Origin of the sequence: Streptomyces sp. NPDC004111 (assembly GCF_042874215.1) — a bacterium.
In the GTDB taxonomy this organism is placed as follows: Bacteria; Actinomycetota; Actinomycetes; order Streptomycetales; family Streptomycetaceae; genus Streptomyces.
On sequence record NZ_JBIAMU010000008.1, the window covers coordinates 279,865 to 303,625 of the forward strand.

Genomic DNA, 23,761 nt, shown 5'->3' on the forward strand with positions numbered 1-23,761 from the left:
CGTTCTGCACTCTAACCGGTGATCGTGGACCTCTCCCCGGTGATTCCGTACGGTTCGGGGGCCCGCCAGCGCTCGAACGGCCGGTCCAGCGTGTACCTTCCGTCCTCGCCCAGCTCCAGCACCCGGGTCTCCGCGTTGCCCGGGTTGGACAGCGCCTCGAACTCGGCGACCTGCCAGTGGAACCAGCGCATGCAGAACAGCCGCATGGTCAGACCGTGGGTGACGATCAGGACGTTCTCCGGGTGGTCGGCCGCCTCGAAGCTACGGTAGAGGCTCTCCAGGAAGGCGCCCACCCGGTCGTACACGTCCGCCCCGGACTCGCCCTGGGCGAAGCGGTAGAAGAAGTGCCCGTAGGCGTCGCGGTACGCCTTCTGCAGCCGTACGTCGTCCCTGTCCTGCCAGTTCCCCCAGTCCTGCTCGCGCAGTCGCGGCTCCTCCCTGACCCGCACCTGCGCCGGGTCGAGGTCGAAGGCGCGGAAGGTCTCGTGGGTGCGCCGGTAGGGGGAGACGTACACGCTGATCCCCTCGTCGCCGAACAGTTCCCTCAGTCGCTCCCCCGCCTGCCGGGCCTGCTGCCAGCCCTTGTCGGTGAGCCTCAGCGCGTGGTCGGGCTCACGTTCGTACACGGTGTCATCGGCGTTGCCCTCGGATTCGCCGTGCCGGACGAGGACGATGCGTCGCGGTCGTGCCATGCCGAAACCCTAGTTCGAGTCGATGGAAAGGGCTCAACCGGCCAGCCTCCCCGCCTCCATCCGGCGTATCTCCCCGGTGAAACGGCGCCGCAGCAGCCGGTCGTGGGAGACCACGACCAGTGCTCCGCTCCAGCGTGCGAGGGCCTCCTCCAGCTCTTCCACCAGGGCGAGCGCCAGATGGTTGGCCGGTTCGTCCAGGAGCAGCAGGTCGGCGGGCCTGGCCAGCAGCCGGGCCAGCGCGAGCCTGCGCCGCTGTCCTGCGGACAGTGCGCCGACCGGCACCCGCAGGTCGCGGGGGCGGAAGAGGCCGAACGACAGCAGCAGTTCCTCCTGCTCCTCCTCGGTGAGCGCCAGCCCCCGCCCGAAGGCTGTGAGCACGCGCTCCGCGGGACGGTGCACGGGAATCTCCTGGGCGAGGTAGCCGATGCGCCCGCGCCGGGCGACCGTCCCCGCGTCCGGCCGCACGACGCCCGCCATGAGGCGCAGCAGGGTGCTCTTGCCCGCCCCGTTGCCGCCGTGGACCAGCAGCCGCTGCCCGGCGTCGACGGTCAGCCCGTCCACGGTGAGCCGGTCCGCGACCCGCACGCCGTCGAGTGCGACCAGGGTTCCCTCGGCCGCTCCCGCCACCGGCGCGGCCCGGAACCGTATCGGCTCCGGCGGCCGGGGCACCGGTTCCTCGTCGAGTCTGCGCAGCCGCTCCTGTGCGTTGCGCACCCGGGAGGAGACCGATGCCTGGACGCGGTTTCCCGCCCTGCCGTACGCCATCTTGTTGCGGTCCTGCATGGCGCGGCCCTGGGCGACGGCGTGGGCCGTGGTGCCCGTGTACTCCTCCAGCCGCTCCCGCTCCTCGCACCACTGGGCGTACGCCTGCTCCCAGCGGGTGCGGGCCGCCGCCTGTTCGGCGCGGAACCCGGCGTACCCGCCGCCGTACCGGACGACGGTGCGCCGGTCGGCGTCGACCTCCAGCACCGAGGTGGCGACGCGCTCCAGGAAGAGCCGGTCGTGGGAGACGGCGACGACCGTCCCGCGGTGGGCGAGCAGGGCGCCCTCCAGCCAGTCGAGGGCGGATTCGTCCAGGTGGTTGGTGGGCTCGTCGAGCAGCATCACCTCGGGCGCCGCGGCGACGAGACAGGCGATCCCGAGCCGCGCCTGTTCACCGCCGGAGAGGCTGCCGAGCGTCCGCTCCCGTCCGACGTGGGCCAGCCCGAGGCCGTGCAGGGCCTTGTCGACCCGGGCGTCCGCCTCGTACCCGCCGCGCAGTTCGAAGACGGTGAGCAGGTCCCCGTACTCGGCGAGCAGCGACGCGTCGGCGGAGCCCAGGTCCGCCTCCAGATTCCGCAACCGCTCCTCGACGGCCCGCAGTTCGGCGAGGGCGGCGTCCACCGCGTCGCCGACCGTGCGGTCCGGGGGCAGCTGCGGCGTCTGGGCGAGGAGGCCCGCACCGTGCTCGGCGCGCGTCACGACCTCGCCCTCGTCGGGCTGTTCGAGACCGGCGAGCAGTCTCAGCAGGGTGGACTTGCCCGCGCCGTTCTCCCCGACGATGCCCACGCGTTCGCCGGGGCGGACGGTAAGCGAGACGTCGTCGAGCAGCAGGCGGTCCCCGCGGGACACGGTCACGCCGCGCAGCGAGATCTGAGTTCGAGCCGGCAAACAGGCCTCCCCAAAGGGCACGCCGGCCGGGCACGACCGACGGCCATCATCTAATGCCACCGAAGTTGCGTTACGATCAGCATGACACGACCCGCCCCCTAATGCAACCGGAGTAGCAATTGAATGCCGAGGCCGCCCCTGCCGCCACACCGGGCACCCGCCGCCCCGGCGGCCGGACCGCCCGCACCCGCGCCGCCGTCCGCGACGCCGTCCTCACCGGCCTCGCCGAGCACGGCTACCCGGGCATCACCGTCGAGTACGTGGCCGAGCACTCCGGGGTGCACAAGACGACCCTCTACCGCCGCTGGGGCGGCCTCGAAGGCATGGTCGCCGACGCCCTGGACATGGCAGGCGAGGACGACTGGACCCCGCCCGACACCGGCACCCTCGCCGGTGACCTGCGCGCCCTGGCCCGGCACACGGTCGACTCCTTCGCGGACCCGGTCCGCGCGGCGGCCCCCACCGCGTTCGTCGCCGCCGCGTTCCAGTCGGCGCAGGCGGCCGAAGCGCTCCGCACCTTCTACACGGTGCGGTTCTCCCGCTGCGAGAGCATCGTCGACCGCGCCGTCGCCCGGGGCGAGGCCGCACCGGACACCGACGCGGGCGCCGTCGTCCGGGCGCTGTCCGCGCCGCTCTTCCTCCGTCTGTTCATCACCCGCGAACCGGTCGACGAGGCACTCGCCGACCAGACCGCCGCCGCGACGCACGCCGCCGTCGGCTCGGGGGCCTACCGCAGGCCGGCACCGACCACGGCCTGAGGCGTCGCGCGGCACGCGCCCCTCACACCGTCCAGGCCGGCTCCAGCTCGACCACGTCGCCCGCCAGCGCCGCCACGTCCGCCTCGACCTGGGCCCGCAGCGACAGCCGCTCCACCCGCTCCACCCGGTACTTGCCGCGCTCGGCGGCGGACTGCCACATGGACAGCACCAGGAACTCGTTCCCGGGCGCCTCCCCGAACAGCCCCCGAAGCATCCCCGGCGAACCCGCCATGGCCGGGTTCCACACCTTCTGCTGCATCAGCGCGAAGTGCTCGACCCGGTCCTCGCGCACCTTGCAGTGCGCGATCCGCACCACGTCGGCGTCCGTGAACCGCGGCTCGAAGCCCGTCTTGATGTCGAAGCGGTAGTCGAACAGCTTGACCTGGATGTCCTTGAACGTGCCCGACTGCGCCGCCGCGAGCCGGTCGTGCGAGCGCGCCATGAAGGAGTCGTAGAAGGCGCGGCTCTCCCAGAAGGAGAAGACATGGGCCACTCCGTCCCGCCCTCGGCTCCAACCGCCGCTCTGGCCCCTGAATCCGGGTTCACCGAGCAGTCCCGCCCATTTCCGCTGCCCCCGCTCAAAGCCTCGACGATCGATCACGGTGCAGCGAATCCACTTGACCAGCACCGCGCCATCGTACGGCCGAAAGGGTGGCACGGGTCACCCCGCGACGGGCCGTGCCAGGAGCCGAAGCACCCCCTCCCGACTGCCAGTTCGACCACAATGGCCGCATGACGGCACTGCACTCCCACCCCCTCTTCGAACGGCTGGAATCCGCCGGGCGCGTCCTGGTCGCCGGAGCGGGCGGCGGCTTCGACATCTACGCCGGACTCCCCCTCGCGCTCTCCCTGCTCCACCAGGGCAAGGAGGTCCACCTCGCGAACCTCAGCTTCGCCGCGATCGAGGGCCTCCCGCTGGAGGACTGGCTCGCCCCCGACGTCGCCGCCGTCACCCCGCGGTCCGCCCCGCACCAGACGTACTTCCCCGAACGCACCCTCGCCCAGTGGCTGGAGCTCCACGGCTGTCCGAGCACCGTGCACGCGCTCGCGCGGACCGGGGTGCAGCCGCTGCGGGCCGCGTACCGCGCCCTGGTCGAGCGGTACGACATCGACGCGATCGTCCTGGTGGACGGCGGTACGGACATCCTGATGCGCGGCGACGAAGCCGGGCTCGGCACCCCGGAGGAGGACCTGACCAGCGTCGCGGCCCTGGCCGCACTCGGCGACCGGGTGGCCGAACTCCTGGTGGTGTCGGTCGGGTTCGGCGTCGACGCGTACCACGGCGTCAGTCACGGCCTCGTCCTGGAGAACATCGCCGCCCTGGAACGCGCGGGCGCCTACCTCGGCGCCTTCTCCCTCTCCCGTACGACCCGGGAGGGCGCCCTCTACCTGGACGCGGTCGCGCACGCCCAGGAGCGGACCCCCGACCACCCCAGCATCGTCAACGGCTCCATCGCCGCCGCCGTCCGGGGCGACTTCGGGGACGTGCGGTTCACCTCCCGCACCCGCGGCAGCGAACTGTTCGTCAGCCCCCTGATGTCCCTCTGCTTCACCTTCGAACTCCAGGGCGTCGCCGACCACTGCCTCTACCTCGACCGCATCGAGAACACCCAGCTCATCCGCCAGGTCAGCAGCGCCATCGAGGAGTTCCGCGAGGAGGTGCGCACGCGCCCGCCCCGCCGCATTCCGCACTGACCCACCGGCGCGACTTGTCCGGCTCCGGTGCGCCCTGTGAGGATCGACGCACAACAGGAAGCGGAGGAAAGCACGTTGAGCAGCTTCAACAAGGGGATCACCAAGGTCGTGGTCACCCTGAAGTGGGACCCCAGCCCGATCGGCACGGCGGCCAGTGACCTCGACATCGTCGCCGCGACCTACCGGACGGGCGACCCGTACGGCAGCCCCGCCTATCTGGTGCACTTCGGCAGCCGGTCGCCGGACGGCACCATCACTCTCAACCGGGACAGCAAGACCGGCCAGGGCTTCGGCACGGACGAGGAGATGACGCTCGAACTCGACCGTCTCTCCGAGGAGTACGCGCGCGTGGTGCTGGGCGTGGCGATTCAGCAGCGCGACGGCAGAAAGGAATTCGGCGACATACAGAGCACCCTGGTCCGGATTCTCGAAGGCCACACCGAGCTCCTCAGCAATGACTTCGCCACCCTGTCCCGGGCGACCGCCGCGACCGTCGGCGAATTCGTCCGCGACACGGACGGGACGTGGGAACTGCGCGAGACGGTCCGGGGATTCGACGCCGAGCCCGCCGAGTTCGCCCAGCTGATGGGCGTCCGCCAGGACTGACACGCACCGCTTCCGGCACCCGCACGCGCGCGCGGGCGGTCACGCACAAAAGGGCGGCGACCCCCTTCCGGGGATCGCCGCCCTGTTCGCTCACGCCCTGGGGGGCGCTTCAGCCGATGTCAGCTGCAACCGCTGGTCGAGCCGCAGCCCTCGCAGATGTAGCAGCTGCCCGCGCGCTGCATCTTCGTACCGCAGGAGAAGCACAGCGGGGCGTCGGCGCTGACGCCGAGCTGCATCTCGACGAGCTCCGCCGAGTTGTGCGCCTGCTTGGGGGCCGGAACAGCAGCCTCCGCCTTGGGGGCGACGACGGTCTTCACGACCTCCGCGAGCGGCGCGGACTGCGACAGTCCCTCCACGTCCAGCTCGTCCTCCTCCAGGACCGGCTCGTAGGAACCGGTGTCGAGGTGGCGCTGACGCTCCTCGGCGGAGTGGATGCCGAGCGCGGACCGCGTCTCGAAGGGCAGGAAGTCCAGCGCCAGGCGGCGGAAGATGTAGTCGACGATCGACTGCGCCATCCGCACGTCCGGGTCGTCCGTCATGCCGGCCGGCTCGAAGCGCATGTTGGTGAACTTCGAGACGTACGTCTCCAGCGGGACGCCGTACTGCAGGCCCACGGACACCGCGATGGAGAAGGCGTCCATCATGCCCGCGAGGGTCGAGCCCTGCTTGGACATCTTGAGGAAGACCTCGCCGAGACCGTCGTCCGGGTAGGAGTTGGCGGTCATGTAGCCCTCGGCGCCACCGACCGTGAAGGAGGTGGTGATCCCCGGACGGCCCTTGGGCAGACGCTTGCGGACCGGGCGGTACTCGATGACCTTCTCGACGGCCTTGCGGAGCTCGGCCTCGGCCTTCTCGGTGACCTCGGTCTTCTCCTGCTCCTTCTTCTTCGCGGAGAGGGGCTGGCCGACCTTGCAGTTGTCGCGGTAGATCGCGAGCGCCTTGACGCCGAGCTTCCAGGCCTCGAAGTAGACCTCCTCGACGTCCTCGACGGTCGCCGTCTCCGGCAGGTTGACCGTCTTGGACAGCGCGCCGGAGATCCAGGGCTGGATGGCGGCCATCATGCGGACGTGGCCCATCGCGGAGATGGAGCGCTCGCCCATGGCGCAGTCGAAGACCTCGTAGTGCTCGGTCTTCAGACCGGGGGCGTCGATCACATTGCCGTGCTCGGCGATGTGGGCGACGATCGCCTCGATCTGCTCCTCCTGGTAGCCCAGGCGGCGCAGGGCCTGCGGGACGGTGCCGTTGACGATCTGCATCGAGCCGCCGCCGACCAGCTTCTTGAACTTGACCAGCGCGAGGTCGGGCTCAAGGCCGGTGGTGTCGCAGGACATCGCGAGACCGATGGTGCCGGTGGGGGCGATGACCGAGGCCTGCGAGTTACGGAAACCGTTCTTCGCACCGAGGCGCAGGACGTCCTGCCAGGCCTCCGTGGCGGCGGCCCAGACCGGGTTGTCCAGGTCGTCCATGTGCACGGCGGCGGCGTTGGCGTCGGCGTGCTGCTTCATGACGGCCTGGTGCGGCTGCGCGTTGCGGGCGTAGCCGTCGTACGGGCCGACGACCGCGGCCAGCTCGGCGCTGCGCTTGTACGAGGTGCCGGTCATCAGCGAGGTGATGGCGCCGGCGAGGGCGCGGCCGCCGTCGGAGTCGTAGGCGTGGCCGGTCGCCATCAGGAGGGCGCCCAGGTTGGCGTAGCCGATGCCCAGCTGGCGGAAGGCGCGGGTGTTCTCACCGATCTTCTCGGTGGGGAAGTCCGCGAAGCAGATGGAGATGTCCATCGCGGTGATGACCAGCTCGACGACCTTGGCGAAGCGCTCGGACTCGAAGGACTGGTTGCCCTTGCCGTCGTCCTTGAGGAACTTCATGAGGTTGAGCGAGGCGAGGTTGCACGAGGTGTTGTCCAGGTGCATGTACTCGCTGCACGGGTTCGAGCCGTTGATGCGGCCGGACTCCGGGCAGGTGTGCCACTTGTTGATGGTGTCGTCGTACTGGATGCCCGGGTCGGCGCAGGCCCAGGCGGCCTCCGCCATCTTGCGGAAGAGGGACTTGGCCTCGACCTCTTCGATGACGTCGCCGGTCATGCGGGCGCGCAGGCCGAACTTGCCGCCGTTCTCGACGGCCTTCATGAACTCGTCGTTCACGCGGACCGAGTTGTTGGCGTTCTGGTACTGGACGGACGTGATGTCGTCGCCGCCCAGGTCCATGTCGAAGCCCGCGTCGCGCAGGGCGCGGATCTTCTCCTCCTCCTTCACCTTGGTCTCGATGAAGTTCTCGATGTCGGGGTGGTCGACGTCGAGGATGACCATCTTGGCCGCGCGGCGGGTGGCGCCGCCGGACTTGATGGTTCCGGCGGAGGCGTCGGCACCGCGCATGAAGGAGACCGGGCCCGACGCGTTGCCGCCGGAGGACAGGAGCTCCTTGGAGGAACGGATGCGGGAGAGGTTCAGGCCGGCTCCGGAGCCGCCCTTGAAGATCATTCCCTCTTCCTTGTACCAGTCGAGGATCGACTCCATGGAGTCGTCGACGGCCAGGATGAAGCAGGCGGAGACCTGCTGCGGCTGGGGCGTGCCGACGTTGAACCACACCGGGGAGTTGAAGCTGAAGATCTGGTGCAGGAGGGCGTACGCCAGCTCGTGCTCGAAGATCTCGGCGTCCGCCGGGGAGGCGAAGTAGCTGTAGTCCTCGCCCGCCTTGCGGTAGGTCTTCACGATCCGGTCGATCAGCTGCTTGAGACCGGTCTCGCGCTGCGGGGTGCCCACCGCGCCGCGGAAGTACTTGCTGGTGACGATGTTGACCGCGTTCACCGACCAGAAGTCGGGGAACTCGACGCCACGCTGCTCGAAGTTGATCGAGCCGTCGCGCCAGTTGGTCATGACGACGTCACGATGCTCCCAGACCACCTCGTCGTACGGGTGCACGCCCGGAGTGGTGTGGATGCGCTCGATACGCAGACCCTTGGTGGCCTTGGATCCCTTGCTGCGGGAACCTCGTGCCGGGCCGCTCGTCGTCTCGGTCATGCCGCCTCCCATATCGGGCTAAAACGCCCAGAAGTGCCCAGTTCTTCCCAAGGCACGGTGTGTGTCTGATGTCCCGGACGCCGCGCGCAGCGCTTCGCCCGTGACGGGTTCTCTGATGCCGCCGGCCCGGAGTCCGGCGACTGACCGGCAGGAGGGCCGATCTGCTCGGTGGCCGCTATTCGGCGGCCGCGGCGGGCACGGGCACGCCGGGGGGCGTGCCGGGTCCGCGCTCCTGAGCGGGCGGCCGCTGGTCACGGAGTTCCGTGATGGCGGCCTCGAAGTCCTCAAGCGAATCGAACGCCCGGTAGACGGACGCGAAGCGCAGGTACGCGACGACGTCGAGCTCCTGGAGCGGTCCGAGGATGGCCAGACCCACGTCGTGGGTGGTCAGCTCGGCGCTGCCGGTGGCCCGCACCGCCTCCTCGACCTGCTGGCCGAGCTTGGCGAGGGCGTCCTCGGTGACCGGACGGCCCTGGCACGCCTTGCGCACGCCGGAGATGACCTTCGTACGGCTGAAGGGCTCGGTCACCCCGCTGCGCTTGACCACCATCAGCGAGGCCGTCTCCACCGTCGTGAAACGGCGGGAGCAGTCGGGGCACTGACGCCGCCTGCGGATCGACGTCCCGTCGTCCGTGGTACGACTGTCGACCACGCGACTGTCGGGGTGCCTGCAGAAGGGGCAGTGCATGGTTCCAAGGCCTCCTTCGCGGCACGACTGAACAGCTCCAACAGGTCGCGGAACGGACCTTCGAAGCAGCACCCAGCATAGGCGATGACCGGGCCCTCGCGGACCGCGGACCACAACTTGTGGGCAGCTGTGGAGATTCAACCACTAGATCTGGGGTTTGGCCGGGCCATCACCCCTACGCGCGTGTCGCGGCGGAAAGGGGGTGGGGGCGGGCCGTCCACGAGGGTACGGGACGCGGGGAGGGAACCGGGATTCCGGTCCCCCGGACGGCGCATTCCGCGGCGGCCGAGGCGCGCTGGGGCTCGGCCGGACCGCTCCGGGGAACCCCGGACAGCCACCCACGGACCCCCGCGAAGCCCCTCACGGACTCACGGAAAGCCTCCCGCGGAGAACGCGGACGAACCCCGGGAGAACTCCCGGGGAGACCCGGAGAGTCCCGCGGAGCGAATTCGAGCGACTTTCGACCCGACGGAGAAGGTTACCGTAATGAGCCGAATTGCCGTTCGGGAGATCCTGCGCCGAAGAGGCCGGACCCCTCGCCCATACACCCATCCGTACGAATAAGGCAGCCACTCTGCAGTTTTTCACTCGAACGTGTGTTTGGCGCAACCTTTCGAAAGCTACTACCGTTATGCGGTCAGGGAGACCATTCGAGAGGGGCCGACCATGACGACCACCGCAGACAGCGCGACGATCGCAGCCCAGGACCGCTCCCTGGGCCGACTTGAGCCGGGGCATGCCATGAACGACACCACGAACGCCGACGGCGCCAAGCCCGCGCGCTCGCTGCCCGGCCGGCCCCCCGGCATCAGGGCGGACAGCTCGGGCCTCACGGACCGGCAGCGGCGGGTCATCGAGGTCATCCGGGACTCCGTGCAGCGACGGGGATACCCGCCGTCCATGCGCGAGATCGGTCAGGCGGTCGGCCTCTCCAGCACGTCCTCCGTCGCCCACCAGCTGATGGCGCTGGAGCGCAAGGGCTTCCTGCGCCGCGACCCGCACCGCCCCCGCGCGTACGAGGTGCGCGGCTCCGACCAGCCCAGCACCCAGACGACCGACACCGCGGGCAAGCCCGCCGCGTCGTACGTGCCGCTGGTGGGCCGGATCGCGGCCGGTGGCCCGATCCTCGCCGAGGAGTCCGTCGAGGACGTCTTCCCGCTCCCCCGCCAGCTGGTGGGCGACGGCGAACTGTTCGTGCTCAAGGTGGTCGGCGACTCGATGATCGAGGCCGCGATCTGTGACGGCGACTGGGTCACCGTCCGCCGCCAGCCGGTGGCGGAGAACGGCGACATCGTGGCCGCGATGCTGGACGGCGAGGCCACGGTGAAGCGGTTCAAGCGCGAGGACCACCACATCTGGCTGCTGCCGCACAACGCCGCGTACCAGCCGATCCCCGGTGACGACGCGACCATCCTCGGCAAGGTCGTCGCGGTGCTGCGGCGGGTCTGACGATGCCCGCCGGTCGGGGCCGGGCTCCGGAACACGCTCGCTGAGCCCGTTCCGGGGTCCGGCCTCTCTGCTGCCCGCCCCGCTCAGCCCTTCTCTGTTTCGCCGGCCTTCGCGGCGGCGTCGATCGCGGCGAGCGAGCGGCGGACCTGGTTGCGGTCCGTGGTGAACCAGAAGTCGGGCATCGAAGCCTTGAGATAGCTGCCGTAGCGGGCCGTGGCGAGGCGCTGGTCCAGGACCGCGACGACGCCCTTGTCCCCCGTGGCACGCACCAGACGGCCCGCCCCCTGCGCCATCAGCAGGGCCGCGTGCGTCGCGGCGACGGCCATGAAGCCGTTCCCGCCGTTCTCCTCCACGGCCTTCTGCCGGGCGCTCATCAACGGATCGTCGGGCCTGGGGAACGGGATCTTGTCCATCACCACGAGCTGACAGCTCGGTCCCGGTACGTCGACGCCCTGCCACAGCGACAGCGTGCCGAACAGGCACGTCCCCGGGTCGGCGGCGAAGTTCTTGATCAGCTCGCCGAGGGTGTCCTCGCCCTGGAGCAGGATCGGCATGTCCAGCCTGCCCCTGAGGGTCTCCGCGGCGGTCTGGGCCGCCTTCATCGAGGAGAACAGGCCCAGCGTGCGGCCTCCCGCGGCCTCGATCAGCTCGGCGAGTTCGTCGAGCATGTCCTCGCGGCCGGAGTCCCGGGTCGGCTTGGACAGGTGCTTGGCGACGTAGAGGATTCCCTGCCGGGGGTAGTCGAAGGGCGAGCCGACGTCCAGGCCCTTCCAGACCGGCAGGTCCTCGCCCTGGGTGCCTTCGGGGGCCAGCCCCAGCGAGGCACCGACACCGTTGAAGTCACCGCCGAGCTTGAGGGTGGCGGAGGTGAGGACCACGGACCGCTCGTTGAAGAGCTTCTCCCGCAGCAGACCGGACACCGACAGCGGGGCGACCCGCAGGGAGGCCCCGTAACGGTCGTGCCGCTCGTACCAGACGACGTCGTACTCGGAGCCGTTGGCGATGCGCTCGGCGACGCCGTGGATGTTCTCGATGGCGGCCAGTGCCTGCTTGCGTACGGCGTCCTCGTCGGTGACGGACTTGTCGCGGGTGGAGCCCAGGGCGGAGACCACCGTGCGCGAGGCGTCGCGGAGCGCCATCAGCGCGTATCCGAGGTCCTCCGGGATCTCCTCCAGGCGGCCGGGCAGGGCCAGCTCCATCAGCCGCTCGAAGGTGTCGGCGGCGGTCTGGAGCGCGTCCGCCGCCTTCTCGTTGACGATCTTCGCGGCGCGCTTGACGGCCCGGTTGACCTGCCCGGGAGTGAGCTCGCCGGTCGCGACACCGGTCACCCGGGACACCAGCTCGTGCGCCTCGTCGACGATCAGCACCTCGTGCGAGGGAAGCACCGGGGCGCCCTCGATCGCGTCGATGGCGAGCAGCGCGTGGTTGGTGACCACCACGTCGGCCAGCTTGGCGCGCTCGCGCGCCGCCTCCGCGAAGCACTCCGCGCCGTACGCGCACTTGCTGGCGCCCAGGCATTCGCGCGAGGAGACCGAGACCTGCCCCCACGCCTTGTCGGAGACGCCGGGGGTGAGGTCGTCGCGGTCGCCCGTCTCCGTCTCGTCGGCCCAGTCGCGCATGCGCAGCAGGTCCTTGCCGAGCTTGCTGCTGGGCGCGGACGCGTCGAGCTGCTCGAACTGGTTGAACAGGCCCTCGTCCTCGTCCTGCGGGGCGCCCTCGTGGAGCCGGTGCAGGCACAGGTAGTTGGACCGGCCCTTGAGCATGGCGAACTGCGGGGTGCGGCGCAGCAGCGGCTTCAGCGCCTCCACCGTGCGCGGCAGATCGCGCTCCACGAGCTGGCGCTGGAGCGCCAGCGTCGCCGTGGCGACCACGACGCGCTCGCCGTGGGCCAGCGCCGGCACCAGATAGCCCAGGGACTTTCCGGTGCCGGTGCCCGCCTGGACGAGCAGGTGGGAGTTGTCGTCGACCGCTTCGGCGACGGCCTCGGCCATGGTGACCTGGCCTGGCCGTTCCACGCCGCCGACGGAGGCGACGGCGGCGTGGAGGAGCTCGGGGAGTGAGGGCTTCGTCATAGCCCGACCACCCTACGACGCACCACTGACATCGGCGGTCACGGCCGGTGCAGTGGGTTGGGCACGGTGCCGTGCACGGCGGCGTGCGGGCGGTGCGGGCGGTCGCGGTACCCGTCGGTGTGCAGCCGGTTGCGGTTGAGACAGAGCCGCTCCAGCCGGGGCACCAGCAGGTCGAAGGTCTCGAAACGGTCCTTCAGCTCCGGGAAGCGTGCGTGGTGGCGGAGGATCTCGGCCCGGACGAGTGACCAGAACTCCGCCTCCGGTACGCCCAGTTGGGACTCGCACAGCGGTGCGAGGTAGCGGAACACCCCGATGAAGAGGCCGGACTGGATGAACTGGGTCAGGAAGGAGGGGGGCTCGGTGAGCAGGATCCGGCGGACGTCGTCGGGCATGTCGTCGTGCTCCGGCAGCGGCTCGGCGCTGATGTTGACGTCGTCGACGAAGTCCTTGATCGCGAGGCGGAGCGGGACGTCGTTCTCGTCGTAGATCACGATGGCGTTCTCGCCGTGCGGGGAGAACACGGTTCCGTACCGGTAGAGGAAGTGCAGCAGGGGCGGCAGTAACGCCCCGAAGAGGCGGCGGAGCCAGGCGGCCGGGGCCAGCCCGGAGCGGGCGACCAGCTCGGCGGTGAAGGCCCTGCCGTGCGGGTCGGTGTGCAGCAGGGCGGCCAGGGTGCGGGCGTGCTCGCCCGGTTCGAGGCGGCCTTCGAGGGGCTCGCGCCAGATCGCGCCGAGGAGTTCCTTGTACTGGTAGGGGACCTCGGGCAGGTGGTCGTAGACGGGGTGTTCGACGGCCACCGAGGCGACTTCGCCGAGCAGGACGACACGGCATTCGTCCCTGAGGAACGGGTCCTGCTCGTACAGCCCCTGGACCCAGGCGGTGACGGCCGGGGCGGCCACCGTGCGCTCGGTGGGCAGGCCGCGCCAGACGAGGGTGTTCAGGACGGACAGCGGGAGCTTGACGGTGAGCCGCTCGGGGCGGCTGACGTTGAGGAACGTGCGGATGGACTGCTGGGGCAGCCGCAGGTCGCCGTCGGCGGGCAGCAGCACGATCTCGTCGCGGGCCACCGCGGGCGCGAAGAGCGGCAGGATCGACTCGTCCCACTGCCAGGGGTGGACGGGCAGGTAGAGGTACGAGGCCGGGTCGAGGCCGCGCCCGCGCAGGGCGGAGTCGAAGCACGCGCGCGTGGCGCTGTCGAGTTCGCGGTCGTAGAGCTGCTGCGGTGCCGCCAGGGAGGGGACGCCCTGGTAGCGGGCGAGGGCGGTGCTGACCGCGATCCAGGGGAGCCTGGCGGGGGTGCGGGCCTCGGGGGCCCAGACGGCGGCGTCCCGGGCGGAGAACCCGACGCGTCCCTTGTTGAGGACGAGCCAGGGATGGCCGGTCTGGTGGCCTTCGAGCTCCGCGTAACCGAGTTCGGCGAGCCGGTCCGCGGGGAGTGCTTCGCGGTCGAGGCGGACGTCGGCGGCGAGGGTGGCGGTGAGTTCGCGGACGAGGTGGCCGAGGGTGGCGCCGTCCAGGCCGAGCAGCCGCCGGGCGAGCACCAGGAACTCCACGGGGTCGGCGAACGCGCGGCTGCGGCCGTGCCGGTCGCGGAGTCCGATGCTGTCCGGCACCACCTGCCAACTGCCGTAGGAGCCGCGGCGGGCGCGGAAGGAGACCTCCTCGGCTTCGTCGAGGCTCAGGGTGTACGGGGCTTCGCCGGCGCGGCCGCCGGAGCCGGGCTGCGGGGCGGCGTCCGCCGCGGGCACCGGCTCGACGATCTCCTCGTAGGCGAACTCGGCGAGCAGCTTGGCGAGCAGCCGGCGGCCCGCCCGCTCCCAGCCGTCCGCGGTGAGTTCGGGCGGATCGACCAGGGGCGGCGGATCGGGCAGCCGGTCCTGGGCCGGGGCGGGCGGGGACGGTTGTGCCGGTACGGGAGCGGAGGCGGCGGGGTCGGGAACGGGGGCGGGTGCGGGTGCGGTGGCCGGCTTCGACACGGTGACTCCTCGGGGTGGGACCGATGCGGAACGAGCTGGTGTGGTGGAAGCAGCAGGGTCAAAAGGGCGAGGCGGTTCGGGAGGGGTGGTCCGGCGGTGGCCCGGTGCCGGTGCTCTACAGGTGGTGGCGGTGGGCGCGGTCGCGCATCATCAACGCGGCGCGTTTGGTCGGAAGTTCGATCTCGGCGCCGAAGCGGAACCCGGCTCCGAGGAAGGCGGCGACGGACGGGGTGTTGCGCAGGTCGGGTTCGGCGACGACCCGCGCGCACGAGGGGCGGTGGTCGAGCACGAGGTCTCCGACGGCCCGCAGGAGCGTGGTGCCGAGGCCGCGTCCGCGGTCGGCGACGCCGCCGAGCAGGAGGTGGATGCCGGTGTCGTGCGGGCGGGCCGGGTAGTGGCGGGCCAGCGGGTCGAGGTCGGCGCGGTAGATCTCCCAGTAGCTCATGGGGGTGCCGTCGAGGACGCCCATGCAGGGGACGCTGCGCCCGTCGCCTTCGAGTTGGGGTCGCAGATGGGCCGCGGTGACCTCTTCGTCGCCCGGAAGTTCCCAGAAGGCGGCGACGGCGGGATCGTTCATCCACCGGCTGATGAGCACGAGGTCGCGGGCCGGTTCCACGGGGACGAGCCGGAACTCGCCGGCCGGCGTGGCGGCGGGGCCCCAGTCCGCGACGGAGTCCAGCAGGTCCTCGCCCTTCGGCGTGGTCCGGGGCCCGTCGCTGCCGGGCCGGAAACGCGCGACGAACTCGTCCGGCAGCAGGAGTTCGAGGGTCTCCTCGCTGCCGGACGCGGTGAAGGCGTCAGCCACGGCGACGGTGGTCGTCCCGGTGGCGGCGGCCGTCCCGGCGACGGTGGTCGTCCCGGTGTCGGCGGCCGTCCCGGTGACGGCATCGGCCCCGGTGACGGCGGCCCTTCCGGTGACGGCATCGGCCCCGGTGCTGGCATCGGTGGAAGGCACGGCGGGCGCTCTCCTCTCAGCAGTTCGGTCGACCTGGTCGGCCGGGGGGAACTTCCGGGTAAGGCGGGGACGTTCGGAGAGAAACGGGACGTGGATCGAGGGGCCGGGGCCGTGGGGACGGGGCGTCAGGTGCGGAGGGGGTTGGCGATGGTGACGTAGACGGACTGGGTGTCGACCGGGCCCACCAGTTCGTCCAGACCGTGCAGCCGGGTCAGCAGGTTGGCCTTGCAGCGGAGGGTCGGGGTGTCGAGGAGCTGGGCGGGCAGGGCGGATCCGAGGGCGTCGGCCTTGCCGAGGAACTGGCGCAGCGCGGCGATCAGGATCCGTTCGTCGGCGAGCCGTTGGGCGCCGAACGCGCCGATCAGACCGAGGATGTTGTTGATGCCGAGGTAGTACGCGAAGCGTTCGTCGGTGACGCCGTCGGCCACGAAGGTGTCGCTGCGGGTGCCGATGCCGGGCAGCCGTGCTTCGAGCGCGCCGCGGTGGGACTCGCGGAAGTAGTAGCCCTGGTTGTCGCGGTAGCGCCCGCCGACGGGCCAGCCGTCGTCGTCGAGCAGGACCAGAGTGTTCTGCTGGTGCGCCTCCAGTGCGATGCCGGCCCGGCCGTCGAGCCAGAGCACGGGCCGTACGACCTGGTCGAGATAGCGCAGGAACCACTCGGCCGCGACGGCTCCGGCGGGCCTGCCGGTGCGGGCGGAGAGCCGGGCCACCAGGTCGGCGAGCCGGGAGTGCATTCCGGTCCGCCCCGGCCAGGGGCGGGGCGCGGTGAGGCCCGCGATGCAGACGGCGTCGTCGCCGGGTCCGAAGGGGTTGTGCCGCAGGATGACGTCCAGGCCGGTCACGGGTGCGCCGTCCGGGGTGTCGACGGCGAGCCAGGCGGGGTCGCGCACGATGTCGAAGTCCGGGTGCTCCGCGTGCCACTCCTCGGCGAGTCCGCCGCGCAGCAGCCGGTGCACCTCTACGCCCCGGTGGAGTTCCTTGCGGAGGTTCTCCCGGCGGGAGTTGGTGATGCGTACGCCGAGGGAGAGCTTGAGCATGGCGGCGGCGCCCGGCCGGTGGACGGTGCGCACGGAGGAGGTGGGGAACCAGGGATCGCCGGACGGGCCGAGGTCGTGCAGGAGCCCGCCGTCGAGGAGCGCGGTCACTCCGGGCCGCAGCACCGACTCGCGCGCCTGCCAGGGGTGCAGCGGCAGGGCCACCGTGCCTTCGGGGAGCCGCAGGTCGCCGGCCAGCCGGGAGACGACCTGTTCCGCCTTGACCGTGCGGCCCCGCTCCGTCCAGGCGGACTCCTGCGCCAGTACGGAACGGTCGACGGCCATCCAGTGCAGCGGGAAGCTGCCCCGCAGCTCGGGCGAGTAGCGGCGCGCCTCGGCCTCGGAGAGCCCTTCCCTGCTCTTGGGCGTGGGGTGGGTGGGGTGTCCGAGCAGGAGGGACTGCTCGGCGGTGAGGAAGAGGTCGGACCCGGTGGCCGGTTCGGGGCGGTCACGGCGCTCGGCGATGAAGTCGGCGGTCCTGCGCACCGAGTCGGCCACCCTGCCGACCAGGTCGGCGCCCTCCCCGCGGCCGGGCTCGCCGCCCGTCGTACCGGTCTGATCGGCTCCGGCGGAGGACGCCGGTCCGGCCGTGTCGTCGGCGGGGTGGGGACGGCCGCCGGACTCCCTGCCGATGAGGGAGGCGACGGTGACCGCGTCCACGGTCGGGGCCAGTCGGGGGCCGCTCTCCAGCACCGGCATCCCGAAGCGGTGCCATCCGCAGGCCGACCAGTAGCGGACCGGTACGAGAAGGGCGGTGCCGCTGTTGTCGAGCGGGATGCGCAGGGTGGGCCCGGCGGGCCGGGGCAGGTCGTTCTCGCGTACCCAGCAGCGCAGCAGGTTCTCCACCCCGGCCGCGTCCGCCGCGGTCTGCGGATCGGGGTGGTCGAGCGGGTCCGGCAGATCCCGGAACGTGCCGCTCTCCGGGGCCGGCCACCCTCCGCGGACGGGTGACTTCTGTCGGGGCAGTGTCACCGGCTCGGTCACTTCCGCCGGTACGTCGGTCCGGACGTTGGCGGCGTTCGCCGCGGGTGCGCCACCAGTCCCTGCGGCCGGTGCGCCGCCCGTCCCGGCGGCGGCCCCGTCCCCGGAGCCGACTGTCTCGACGGCCGTCTCCACTGCGCTGTCCTGGTACGTGTGGGGTGCGGGTGTGGGGTTCACGGAGGGCTTCCTTGTGAGGTTGTTCCGGTGCCGGACTGGCTCAGCACGGCGTCCCGGTCGGTTCCTTGCGGTGCTGGTCCTGTGGGGGCGGACCCGCCCGGTGCTGCTCGTCGCGGTACGGCGACCGCTCGGCGGCCTCCAGCGCGTCGGCGAAGCGGTCGAGGACCGCGTCCGCCTGTTCGTCGGTGAGGGTGAGCGGCGGCAGCAGACGCACGACGGCGGAGTGCCTTCCGCCGACCTCGACGATGAGCCCGCGCCGCAGGCACTCCTGCTGGACGGCCGCGGCGAGCGCCGGGGACGCCGGGGCCGGAGTCGTCCCTGCGGATTCGCCTGCCGGGACGGTCCTCGCCGGGGCCGGGTCCCGCTCGGGATCGACGAGTTCGATGCCGATCATGAGGCCGCGCCCGCGGACGTCCCCGATCACCGGGTGTCCGGCGGCCAGTTGACGGAGCTTGCCGAGCATCCGCGCGCCGAGCGTCCCGGCCCGCTGCGCCAGCCCGTTCTCCCGGACGTACGCCATGGTCGCCGCGCCCGCCGCCATGGCGAGCTGGTTGCCGCGGAACGTCCCGGCGTGGGCGCCCGGCCGCCAGGCGTCCAGGTCCGCCCGGTAGACGATCACGGCGAGGGGCAGGCTGCCGCCGATGGCCTTGGACATGACCATCACGTCGGGCACCGTCCCGCTGTGCTCGACGGCCCAGAAGGCGCCGGTACGGCCGACTCCGGTCTGCACCTCGTCCACGATCAGCGGGATCGACCGGGCGGCGGTGATCTCCCGCATGCCGCGCAGCCAGCCGTCCGGAGCCGGGATCACCCCGCCCTCCCCCTGCACGGGTTCGAGGATCATGCCCGCGGGCTGCGGCACTCCCCCCTTGGGGTCGTCCAGCAGGTTCGCGGTCCACCGGGCGGACAGTTCCGCGCCCAGCTCCCCGCCGGTCCCGAACGGGCAGCGGTAGTCGTACGGGTACGGCAGCCGGGTCACCCGGACGTCAGGGGCGCCGCCGGAGGCGTCCATCGCCCCGCTGGTCATGCCGTGGTAAGCGCCGGTGAACGCCAGCAGTCCACTGCGGCCGGTGGCCGTGCGGACCAGTTTCAGCGCGGCCTCGACGGCGTCGGTCCCCGCCGGGCCGCAGAACTGCACCCGGGCGTTGTCGGCGAGTTCGCGCGGCAGGGTCTCGAACAGCTCGGTGGTGAAGGCGTCCTTGACCGGTGTCGCCAGGTCGAGGACGTGCAGCGGGGCGCCGGAGTCGATGACCTTCTTGATCGCTTCGAGGACCACCGGGTGGTTGTGGCCCAGTGCCAGCGTCCCCGCGCCCGACAGGCAGTCGAGGTAGCGCCGCCCGTCGGCGCCCTCGATGGTCAGCCCTCGCGCGCGTACGGGCACGATCGGCAGCGAGCGCGCGTACGTTCTCGCCGCGGACTCGCGCAGCGACTGCCTGCGCAGAATGCCCTCGTGCGCGACGGTCGGCTGTGCCGCGGGCACCACCGCCGGAGCAGGTTCGGTCACTGCCACGTCTCTTGGTCCTCCCCCTGATTCCCGTACATACATGCGCGTTTCCCCCACAGGGCTGAACGGCGTACCGACATCCCTCGTACGTACCAACGACGGTGACCCCGAAGGATCACGGGCAATCAGAAGATCCTTCCGGAGACGGAACCGCGGCCCTGCCGTTCGCCGTCCCCATCGGCACCGGCATAGTGGAGGGCCGCGCGTCGGCCGCAGCGGTGTCCGCGTACCGCGACAGCCGTCACTGCCCGACCCGTCCGACCCGTCACGTTCGAAGTCCCAGGGGGATCAAGACATGCGACCCACACGCCCGACCCGCACCGCGACCCGTAGGAGGAGCGGACGTCGCAGAAGCGCACCCCTGCTGTCCGTCGTCGGGCTCACGGCCGCGCTCGCCCTGACGGTGACCGCCTGCGGGCCCACCGAGGACGGGGCCGCGGGCACCCCCTCGGCCCCGGCGGCCGACTCCGCGGGCACCTCGGGCGGCTCCGGCGACGGCAAGATCACGATTCCGGACGATCTCAAGGACCGGCTCAAGGAGCACGGGATCGACCTGGACAAGTGGAAGGGCGGCGAGTGGAAGAACTGGAACAAGGACGACTGGCTGCGCGAGGCCGAGGACTTCGTCAACCCGATCATCGCGGGCCTGTGGGACCCGGACCGGATGAAGGACGCGGACAAGCCGCCGAAGCAGCCCGTCGACAATGACATCTCGGGCGACAAGGGAGTCACCGACCCGACCCCCGCCCGGCTGCCCGCACGGGCCGCCAAGACCCCGTACCACTCCAGCGCACCGGCGTCCGGCCGCCTCCTCTTCGACTCCCCCGAGGGTTCGATGGCGTGCTCGGCCACGGTGGTGAAGGACCCGGCGCACCCGGGCAAGTCCAACCTGGTGTGGACCGCGGGCCACTGCGTACACGCGGGCAAGAAGGGCGGTTGGTACCGCAACATCACCTTCGTCCCCTCGTACAACGACCAGGCCAAGTCGCCCGCGTCGAAGCCCACCCGCGAGGAGCTCGCCCCCTACGGCCTGTGGTGGGCCAGGAGCGCGCACACGTCCGACCAGTGGATCGCACAGGGCGGTCCGACCGGCGGCGAGGGCGCCCCGTACGACTTCGCGGTGCTGAGCGTCACGCCGGAGACCAACACCGGCAAGTCGCTGGAGGAGACGGTCGGCACCGCGCTGCCGGTCGAGTTCAACGCACCGGCCGTGCCGAAGATCGCGAGCATGCAGGCGACCGGATACCCGGCGGCTCCGCCGTTCGACGGTGAGCGCATGTTCCAGTGCACGGACAAGCCGGGTCGGCTCTCGGTGAAGCCCGCGCAGCCGACCATGTACCGCATCGGCTGCACCATGACCGGCGGTTCGTCCGGCGGCGGCTGGGTGGCGCAGGGCCAGGACGGCAAGCCCGCGCTGGTCTCCAACACCTCGATCGGCCCGGTCACGGCCGGCTGGCTGGCCGGGCCGCGGCTCGGCCCCGAGGCGAAGGCCATCTACGACAAGGCCGGCGCGCGCTAGCGAACGGCCCGGTGGGGGGCCTTCGGCGCAGGTACCCGAGGCCCCCCTCTGCTACGTTCCCCACTGCGGATTCGCGCGGGCACCCGCCCACGTCCGACATGACACGCGCATGACACATCCGCACGACGAACCCGCACGAACGACGCACGAGATCGACACATCTGAATGAAAGCACCCAGGGGGACACTTTCCATGCGATCCATACGTCCGCTGCTGGCCGCCACCGGCCTCGCCGCGGCCCTCGCGCTGACGGCCACGGCCTGCGGCCCCACCGAGGACAAGGCGACCGACAAACCGACGGCCGCCGCCTCCGACGCCGCGAAGCCCGCGGGCGACCAGGGCAACGGGGACATCGCACTTCCCAAGGACATCGCCGACAAGCTCAAGGAGCACGGCGTCGACCCGGAGAAGTGGAAGAACGGCGAATGGCAGAACTGGGACAAGGACAAGTGGCTGCGGGAGGCGAAGGACTTCGTCAACCCGGTCATCGCCGGCCTGTGGAAGCCGGAGCGGATGCGCACCGCGTCCGACCCGGCCAAGACGATGGCGGCCGGTGACCTCTCCGGCGGCCAGGGCCTCTCCGACCCGGACCCGCGCCCCGTCCGCGCGGTGCCAGAGAAGACTCCGTACACCCGCCACGGCGCCCCGGTGGGCAAGCTGTTCTTCGACAGCCCCAAGGGCCACATGGTCTGCTCCGGCACCGTCATCAAGGACGTGAACAACCCGGGCAAGTCCAACCTCGTGTGGACCGCCGGGCACTGTGTGCACGCGGGCGCGGCGGGCGGCTGGTACCGCAACCTCACCTTCGTCCCCGCGTACAACAACAACGGCAAGTCCCCGGCCGCTCTCCAGAACGCCCCGTACGAGGAGCACGCACCGTACGGCGCCTTCTGGGCGGACTGGGCGTCGACCTCCGGCGAGTGGATCCGCGACGGCGGCCCGACCGGCGGCACCGGCGCACCGTACGACTACGCCGTGCTGCACGTGAAGCCCGAGAACGGCAGCGGCAAGTCGCTGGAGGAGACGGTCGGCGCGGCCATCGCGGTCGACTTCCAGGCTCCCGACACCCGGCGGATCGGCTCCATGGGCGCCTGGGGCTACCCGCAGGGCCCGCCCTACAACGGCGTGATCATGCACAAGTGCATCGACCGTCCGAACCGTCTGTCGATCAGCTCGACCACGCCGACGATGCACCGCATCGGCTGCACCATGACCGGCGGTTCCTCCGGCGGCGGCTGGTTCATGGCGAAGCCGAACGGGCAGCTGGCGCTGGTTTCCAACACCTCGATCGGCCCGGTCACCCACGAGTGGCTGGCCGGCCCCCGGCTCGGGCCGGGCGCACAGCAGATCTACACGATGATGAGCAAGAAGTACGGCAGCAGGTAACCGCCGCCGCATGACCGAAGGCCCGTACCTCCGAGGTGGAGGTACGGGCCTTCGGCCGTTGTCAGTGTCGCCCGGTCAGTGCGCGGCCGGGACGAACGGCTCGAACTCCGCCGCCAGTTCCGGATGCACCCGTGCCTTGAGCAGCGTGCCCTCGGCGGTGTGCTCCTCGGAGAGCACCTCACCCTCGGCGTGCACCCGGGAGATCAGCCCGCCCTGGGTGTACGGCACGAGCGCGTCGATCTCCACCGCGGGGCGCGGCAGTTCGCGGTCGATGAGTTCGAGGAGTTCCTCGATGCCCTGGCCGGAACGGGCCGAGACCGCGATGGCACGCTTCTCGATGCGCAGCAGCCGCTGGAGCACGACCGGGTCGGCCGCGTCCGCCTTGTTGATCACGACGATCTCCGGCACGTCGAGCGCGCCGACGTCCCGGATCACCTCGCGCACGGCGGCCAGCTGCTCCTCGGGCGCCGGGTGCGAGCCGTCCACGACGTGCAGGATGAGGTCGGAGTCGCCGACCTCCTCCATCGTGGAGCGGAACGCCTCGACGATGTGGTGCGGCAGGTGCCGGACGAATCCGACGGTGTCCGCCAGCGTGTAGAGGCGCCCGCTGGGCGTCTCGGCACGGCGCACGGTCGGGTCGAGGGTGGCGAACAGCGCGTTCTCCACCAGTACGCCCGCGCCGGTGAGGCGGTTGAGCAGCGAGGACTTGCCCGCGTTGGTGTACCCGGCGATGGCGACCGAGGGCACCTTGTTGCGCCTGCGCTCCTGGCGCTTGATCTCGCGGCCGGTCTTCATCTCCGCGATCTCCCGGCGCATCTTCGCCATCTTCTCGCGGATCCGACGGCGGTCCGTCTCGATCTTGGTCTCACCGGGACCACGGGTGGCCATGCCGCCACCGCCGCCGCCACCCATCTGCCGGGACAGCGACTGACCCCAGCCGCGCAGTCGCGGCAGCATGTACTGCATCTGCGCGAGTGCGACCTGCGCCTTGCCCTCACGGGACTTGGCGTGCTGGGCGAAGATGTCGAGGATCAGGGCCGTCCGGTCGACCACCTTGACCTTGACGACGTCCTCCAGGTGGATGAGCTGGCCGGGGCTGAGCTCACCGTCGCAGACGACGGTGTCGGCGCCGGTCTCCAGGACGATGTCCCGCAGCTCCTGCGCCTTGCCCGAGCCGATGTACGTCGCCGGGTCCGGCTTGTCGCGCCGCTGGACGACACCGTCGAGCACCAGGGCTCCGGCCGTCTCGGCGAGCGCCGCCAGCTCCGCGAGGGAGTTGTCCGCGTCCTGCGCGGTCCCCGAGGTCCACACACCGACCAGCACGACGCGCTCCAGGCGCAGCTGCCGGTACTCGACTTCGGTGACGTCCTCGAGCTCGGTGGAGAGGCCGGCCACGCGTCGCAGCGCGGCACGCTCGGAGCGGTCGAACTGGTCGCCGTCCCGCTCTCCGTCGATCTCGTGGCTCCAGGCGACGTCCTCTTCCATCAGGGCATCGGCCCGCAGGCTGTCTGTGATGTTGTCGTTCGTGGAAGGGGAAGAAGTGGAGGGGGTCATTGGATCCTTACGTCGTCGTGTCGGTGTGAGGAGGCCCGGAAAAAGCCTCCG

Annotated in this window: 17 protein-coding genes; 6 read left to right on the plus strand and 11 right to left on the minus strand. The window is 71.2% G+C overall.

All coding sequences use genetic code 11. The annotated features are described in order from the left end of the window. Nucleotides 1–11 precede the first annotated feature (11 nt). Nucleotides 12–692, minus strand: a complete 681-nt coding sequence (locus ACFYVL_RS18240; RefSeq protein WP_389245832.1) for a histidine phosphatase family protein — start codon at nt 690–692, stop codon at nt 12–14. A gap of 33 nt (nt 693–725) precedes the next feature. Next, nucleotides 726–2,342 (minus strand): ABC-F family ATP-binding cassette domain-containing protein, encoded by a 1,617-nt coding sequence (locus tag ACFYVL_RS18245; protein ID WP_389245834.1) that lies wholly within the window; start codon nt 2,340–2,342, stop codon nt 726–728. 119 nt (nt 2,343–2,461) lie between these two features. Between ACFYVL_RS18245 and ACFYVL_RS18250 the strand changes: the two genes are divergently transcribed. Then, nucleotides 2,462–3,100: a TetR/AcrR family transcriptional regulator C-terminal ligand-binding domain-containing protein gene (locus tag ACFYVL_RS18250; protein ID WP_389245836.1), complete on the plus strand. Its 639-nt coding sequence runs from the start codon at nt 2,462–2,464 to the stop codon at nt 3,098–3,100. A gap of 22 nt (nt 3,101–3,122) precedes the next feature. Here ACFYVL_RS18250 and ACFYVL_RS18255 read toward each other — a convergent pair whose 3' ends face one another. Continuing rightward, entirely contained in the window at nt 3,123–3,728 is a 606-nt protein-coding gene (locus ACFYVL_RS18255; protein WP_389245838.1) for a YdbC family protein, read from the minus strand. A gap of 104 nt (nt 3,729–3,832) precedes the next feature. Here ACFYVL_RS18255 and ACFYVL_RS18260 point away from each other — a divergent pair, with 104 nt between their 5' ends. Together ACFYVL_RS18260 and ACFYVL_RS18265 are read left to right on the plus strand one after the other, a co-directional pair. Further along, nucleotides 3,833–4,795 (plus strand): DUF1152 domain-containing protein, encoded by a 963-nt coding sequence (locus ACFYVL_RS18260; protein ID WP_389245839.1) that lies wholly within the window; start codon nt 3,833–3,835, stop codon nt 4,793–4,795. 75 nt (nt 4,796–4,870) lie between these two features. Continuing rightward, entirely contained in the window at nt 4,871–5,401 is a 531-nt protein-coding gene (locus ACFYVL_RS18265; protein ID WP_389245841.1) for a TerD family protein, read from the plus strand. A gap of 119 nt (nt 5,402–5,520) precedes the next feature. Here the strand turns inward: ACFYVL_RS18265 and ACFYVL_RS18270 are convergent, their stop codons facing one another. Next, complete coding sequence (locus ACFYVL_RS18270) at nt 5,521–8,415, minus strand: vitamin B12-dependent ribonucleotide reductase (protein ID WP_389245843.1); 2,895 nt, start codon at nt 8,413–8,415, stop codon at nt 5,521–5,523. A gap of 175 nt (nt 8,416–8,590) precedes the next feature. Continuing rightward, the gene (nrdR, locus tag ACFYVL_RS18275; RefSeq protein ID WP_389245845.1) at nt 8,591–9,103 is read right to left on the minus strand and encodes a transcriptional regulator NrdR; all 513 of its coding nucleotides are present in this window, start codon (nt 9,101–9,103) and stop codon (nt 8,591–8,593) included. A 666-nt stretch (nt 9,104–9,769) separates the two neighbouring features. Between nrdR and lexA the strand changes: the two genes are divergently transcribed. Then, the gene (gene lexA, locus ACFYVL_RS18280; protein WP_389245847.1) at nt 9,770–10,552 is read left to right on the plus strand and encodes a transcriptional repressor LexA; all 783 of its coding nucleotides are present in this window, start codon (nt 9,770–9,772) and stop codon (nt 10,550–10,552) included. 83 nt (nt 10,553–10,635) lie between these two features. Here the strand turns inward: lexA and ACFYVL_RS18285 are convergent, their stop codons facing one another. The 5 genes from ACFYVL_RS18285 to ACFYVL_RS18305 form a co-directional block, all read right to left on the minus strand. Further along, nucleotides 10,636–12,624 carry an ATP-dependent DNA helicase gene (locus ACFYVL_RS18285; RefSeq protein WP_389245849.1) on the minus strand — a complete coding sequence of 663 codons (1,989 nt, stop codon included), beginning with the start codon at nt 12,622–12,624 and terminating at the stop codon, nt 10,636–10,638. Nucleotides 12,625–12,662: 38 nt separating this feature from the next. After that, nucleotides 12,663–14,495, minus strand: coding sequence for an IucA/IucC family protein (locus tag ACFYVL_RS18290; protein WP_389245961.1), 1,833 nt, complete (start codon nt 14,493–14,495; stop codon nt 12,663–12,665). A gap of 220 nt (nt 14,496–14,715) precedes the next feature. Next, nucleotides 14,716–15,555: a GNAT family N-acetyltransferase gene (locus ACFYVL_RS18295; RefSeq protein ID WP_389245851.1), complete on the minus strand. Its 840-nt coding sequence runs from the start codon at nt 15,553–15,555 to the stop codon at nt 14,716–14,718. Between the two features lie 125 nt (nt 15,556–15,680). Beyond that, nucleotides 15,681–17,747, minus strand: coding sequence for an IucA/IucC family protein (locus tag ACFYVL_RS18300; RefSeq protein ID WP_389245852.1), 2,067 nt, complete (start codon nt 17,745–17,747; stop codon nt 15,681–15,683). A gap of 40 nt (nt 17,748–17,787) precedes the next feature. Further along, entirely contained in the window at nt 17,788–19,257 is a 1,470-nt protein-coding gene (locus ACFYVL_RS18305; RefSeq protein WP_389245853.1) for a diaminobutyrate--2-oxoglutarate transaminase family protein, read from the minus strand. Nucleotides 19,258–19,546: 289 nt separating this feature from the next. On the opposite strand from ACFYVL_RS18305, the gene ACFYVL_RS18310 reads away from it, so the two are divergent. Together ACFYVL_RS18310 and ACFYVL_RS18315 are read left to right on the plus strand one after the other, a co-directional pair. Next, complete coding sequence (locus ACFYVL_RS18310; protein WP_389245854.1) at nt 19,547–20,770, plus strand: trypsin-like serine peptidase; 1,224 nt, start codon at nt 19,547–19,549, stop codon at nt 20,768–20,770. A 192-nt stretch (nt 20,771–20,962) separates the two neighbouring features. Next, complete coding sequence (locus ACFYVL_RS18315) at nt 20,963–22,156, plus strand: trypsin-like serine peptidase (protein ID WP_389245855.1); 1,194 nt, start codon at nt 20,963–20,965, stop codon at nt 22,154–22,156. Nucleotides 22,157–22,231: 75 nt separating this feature from the next. Here the strand turns inward: ACFYVL_RS18315 and hflX are convergent, their stop codons facing one another. Further along, nucleotides 22,232–23,710: a GTPase HflX gene (gene hflX / locus ACFYVL_RS18320; protein WP_389245856.1), complete on the minus strand. Its 1,479-nt coding sequence runs from the start codon at nt 23,708–23,710 to the stop codon at nt 22,232–22,234. Between the last annotated feature and the right edge of the window lie 51 nt (nt 23,711–23,761).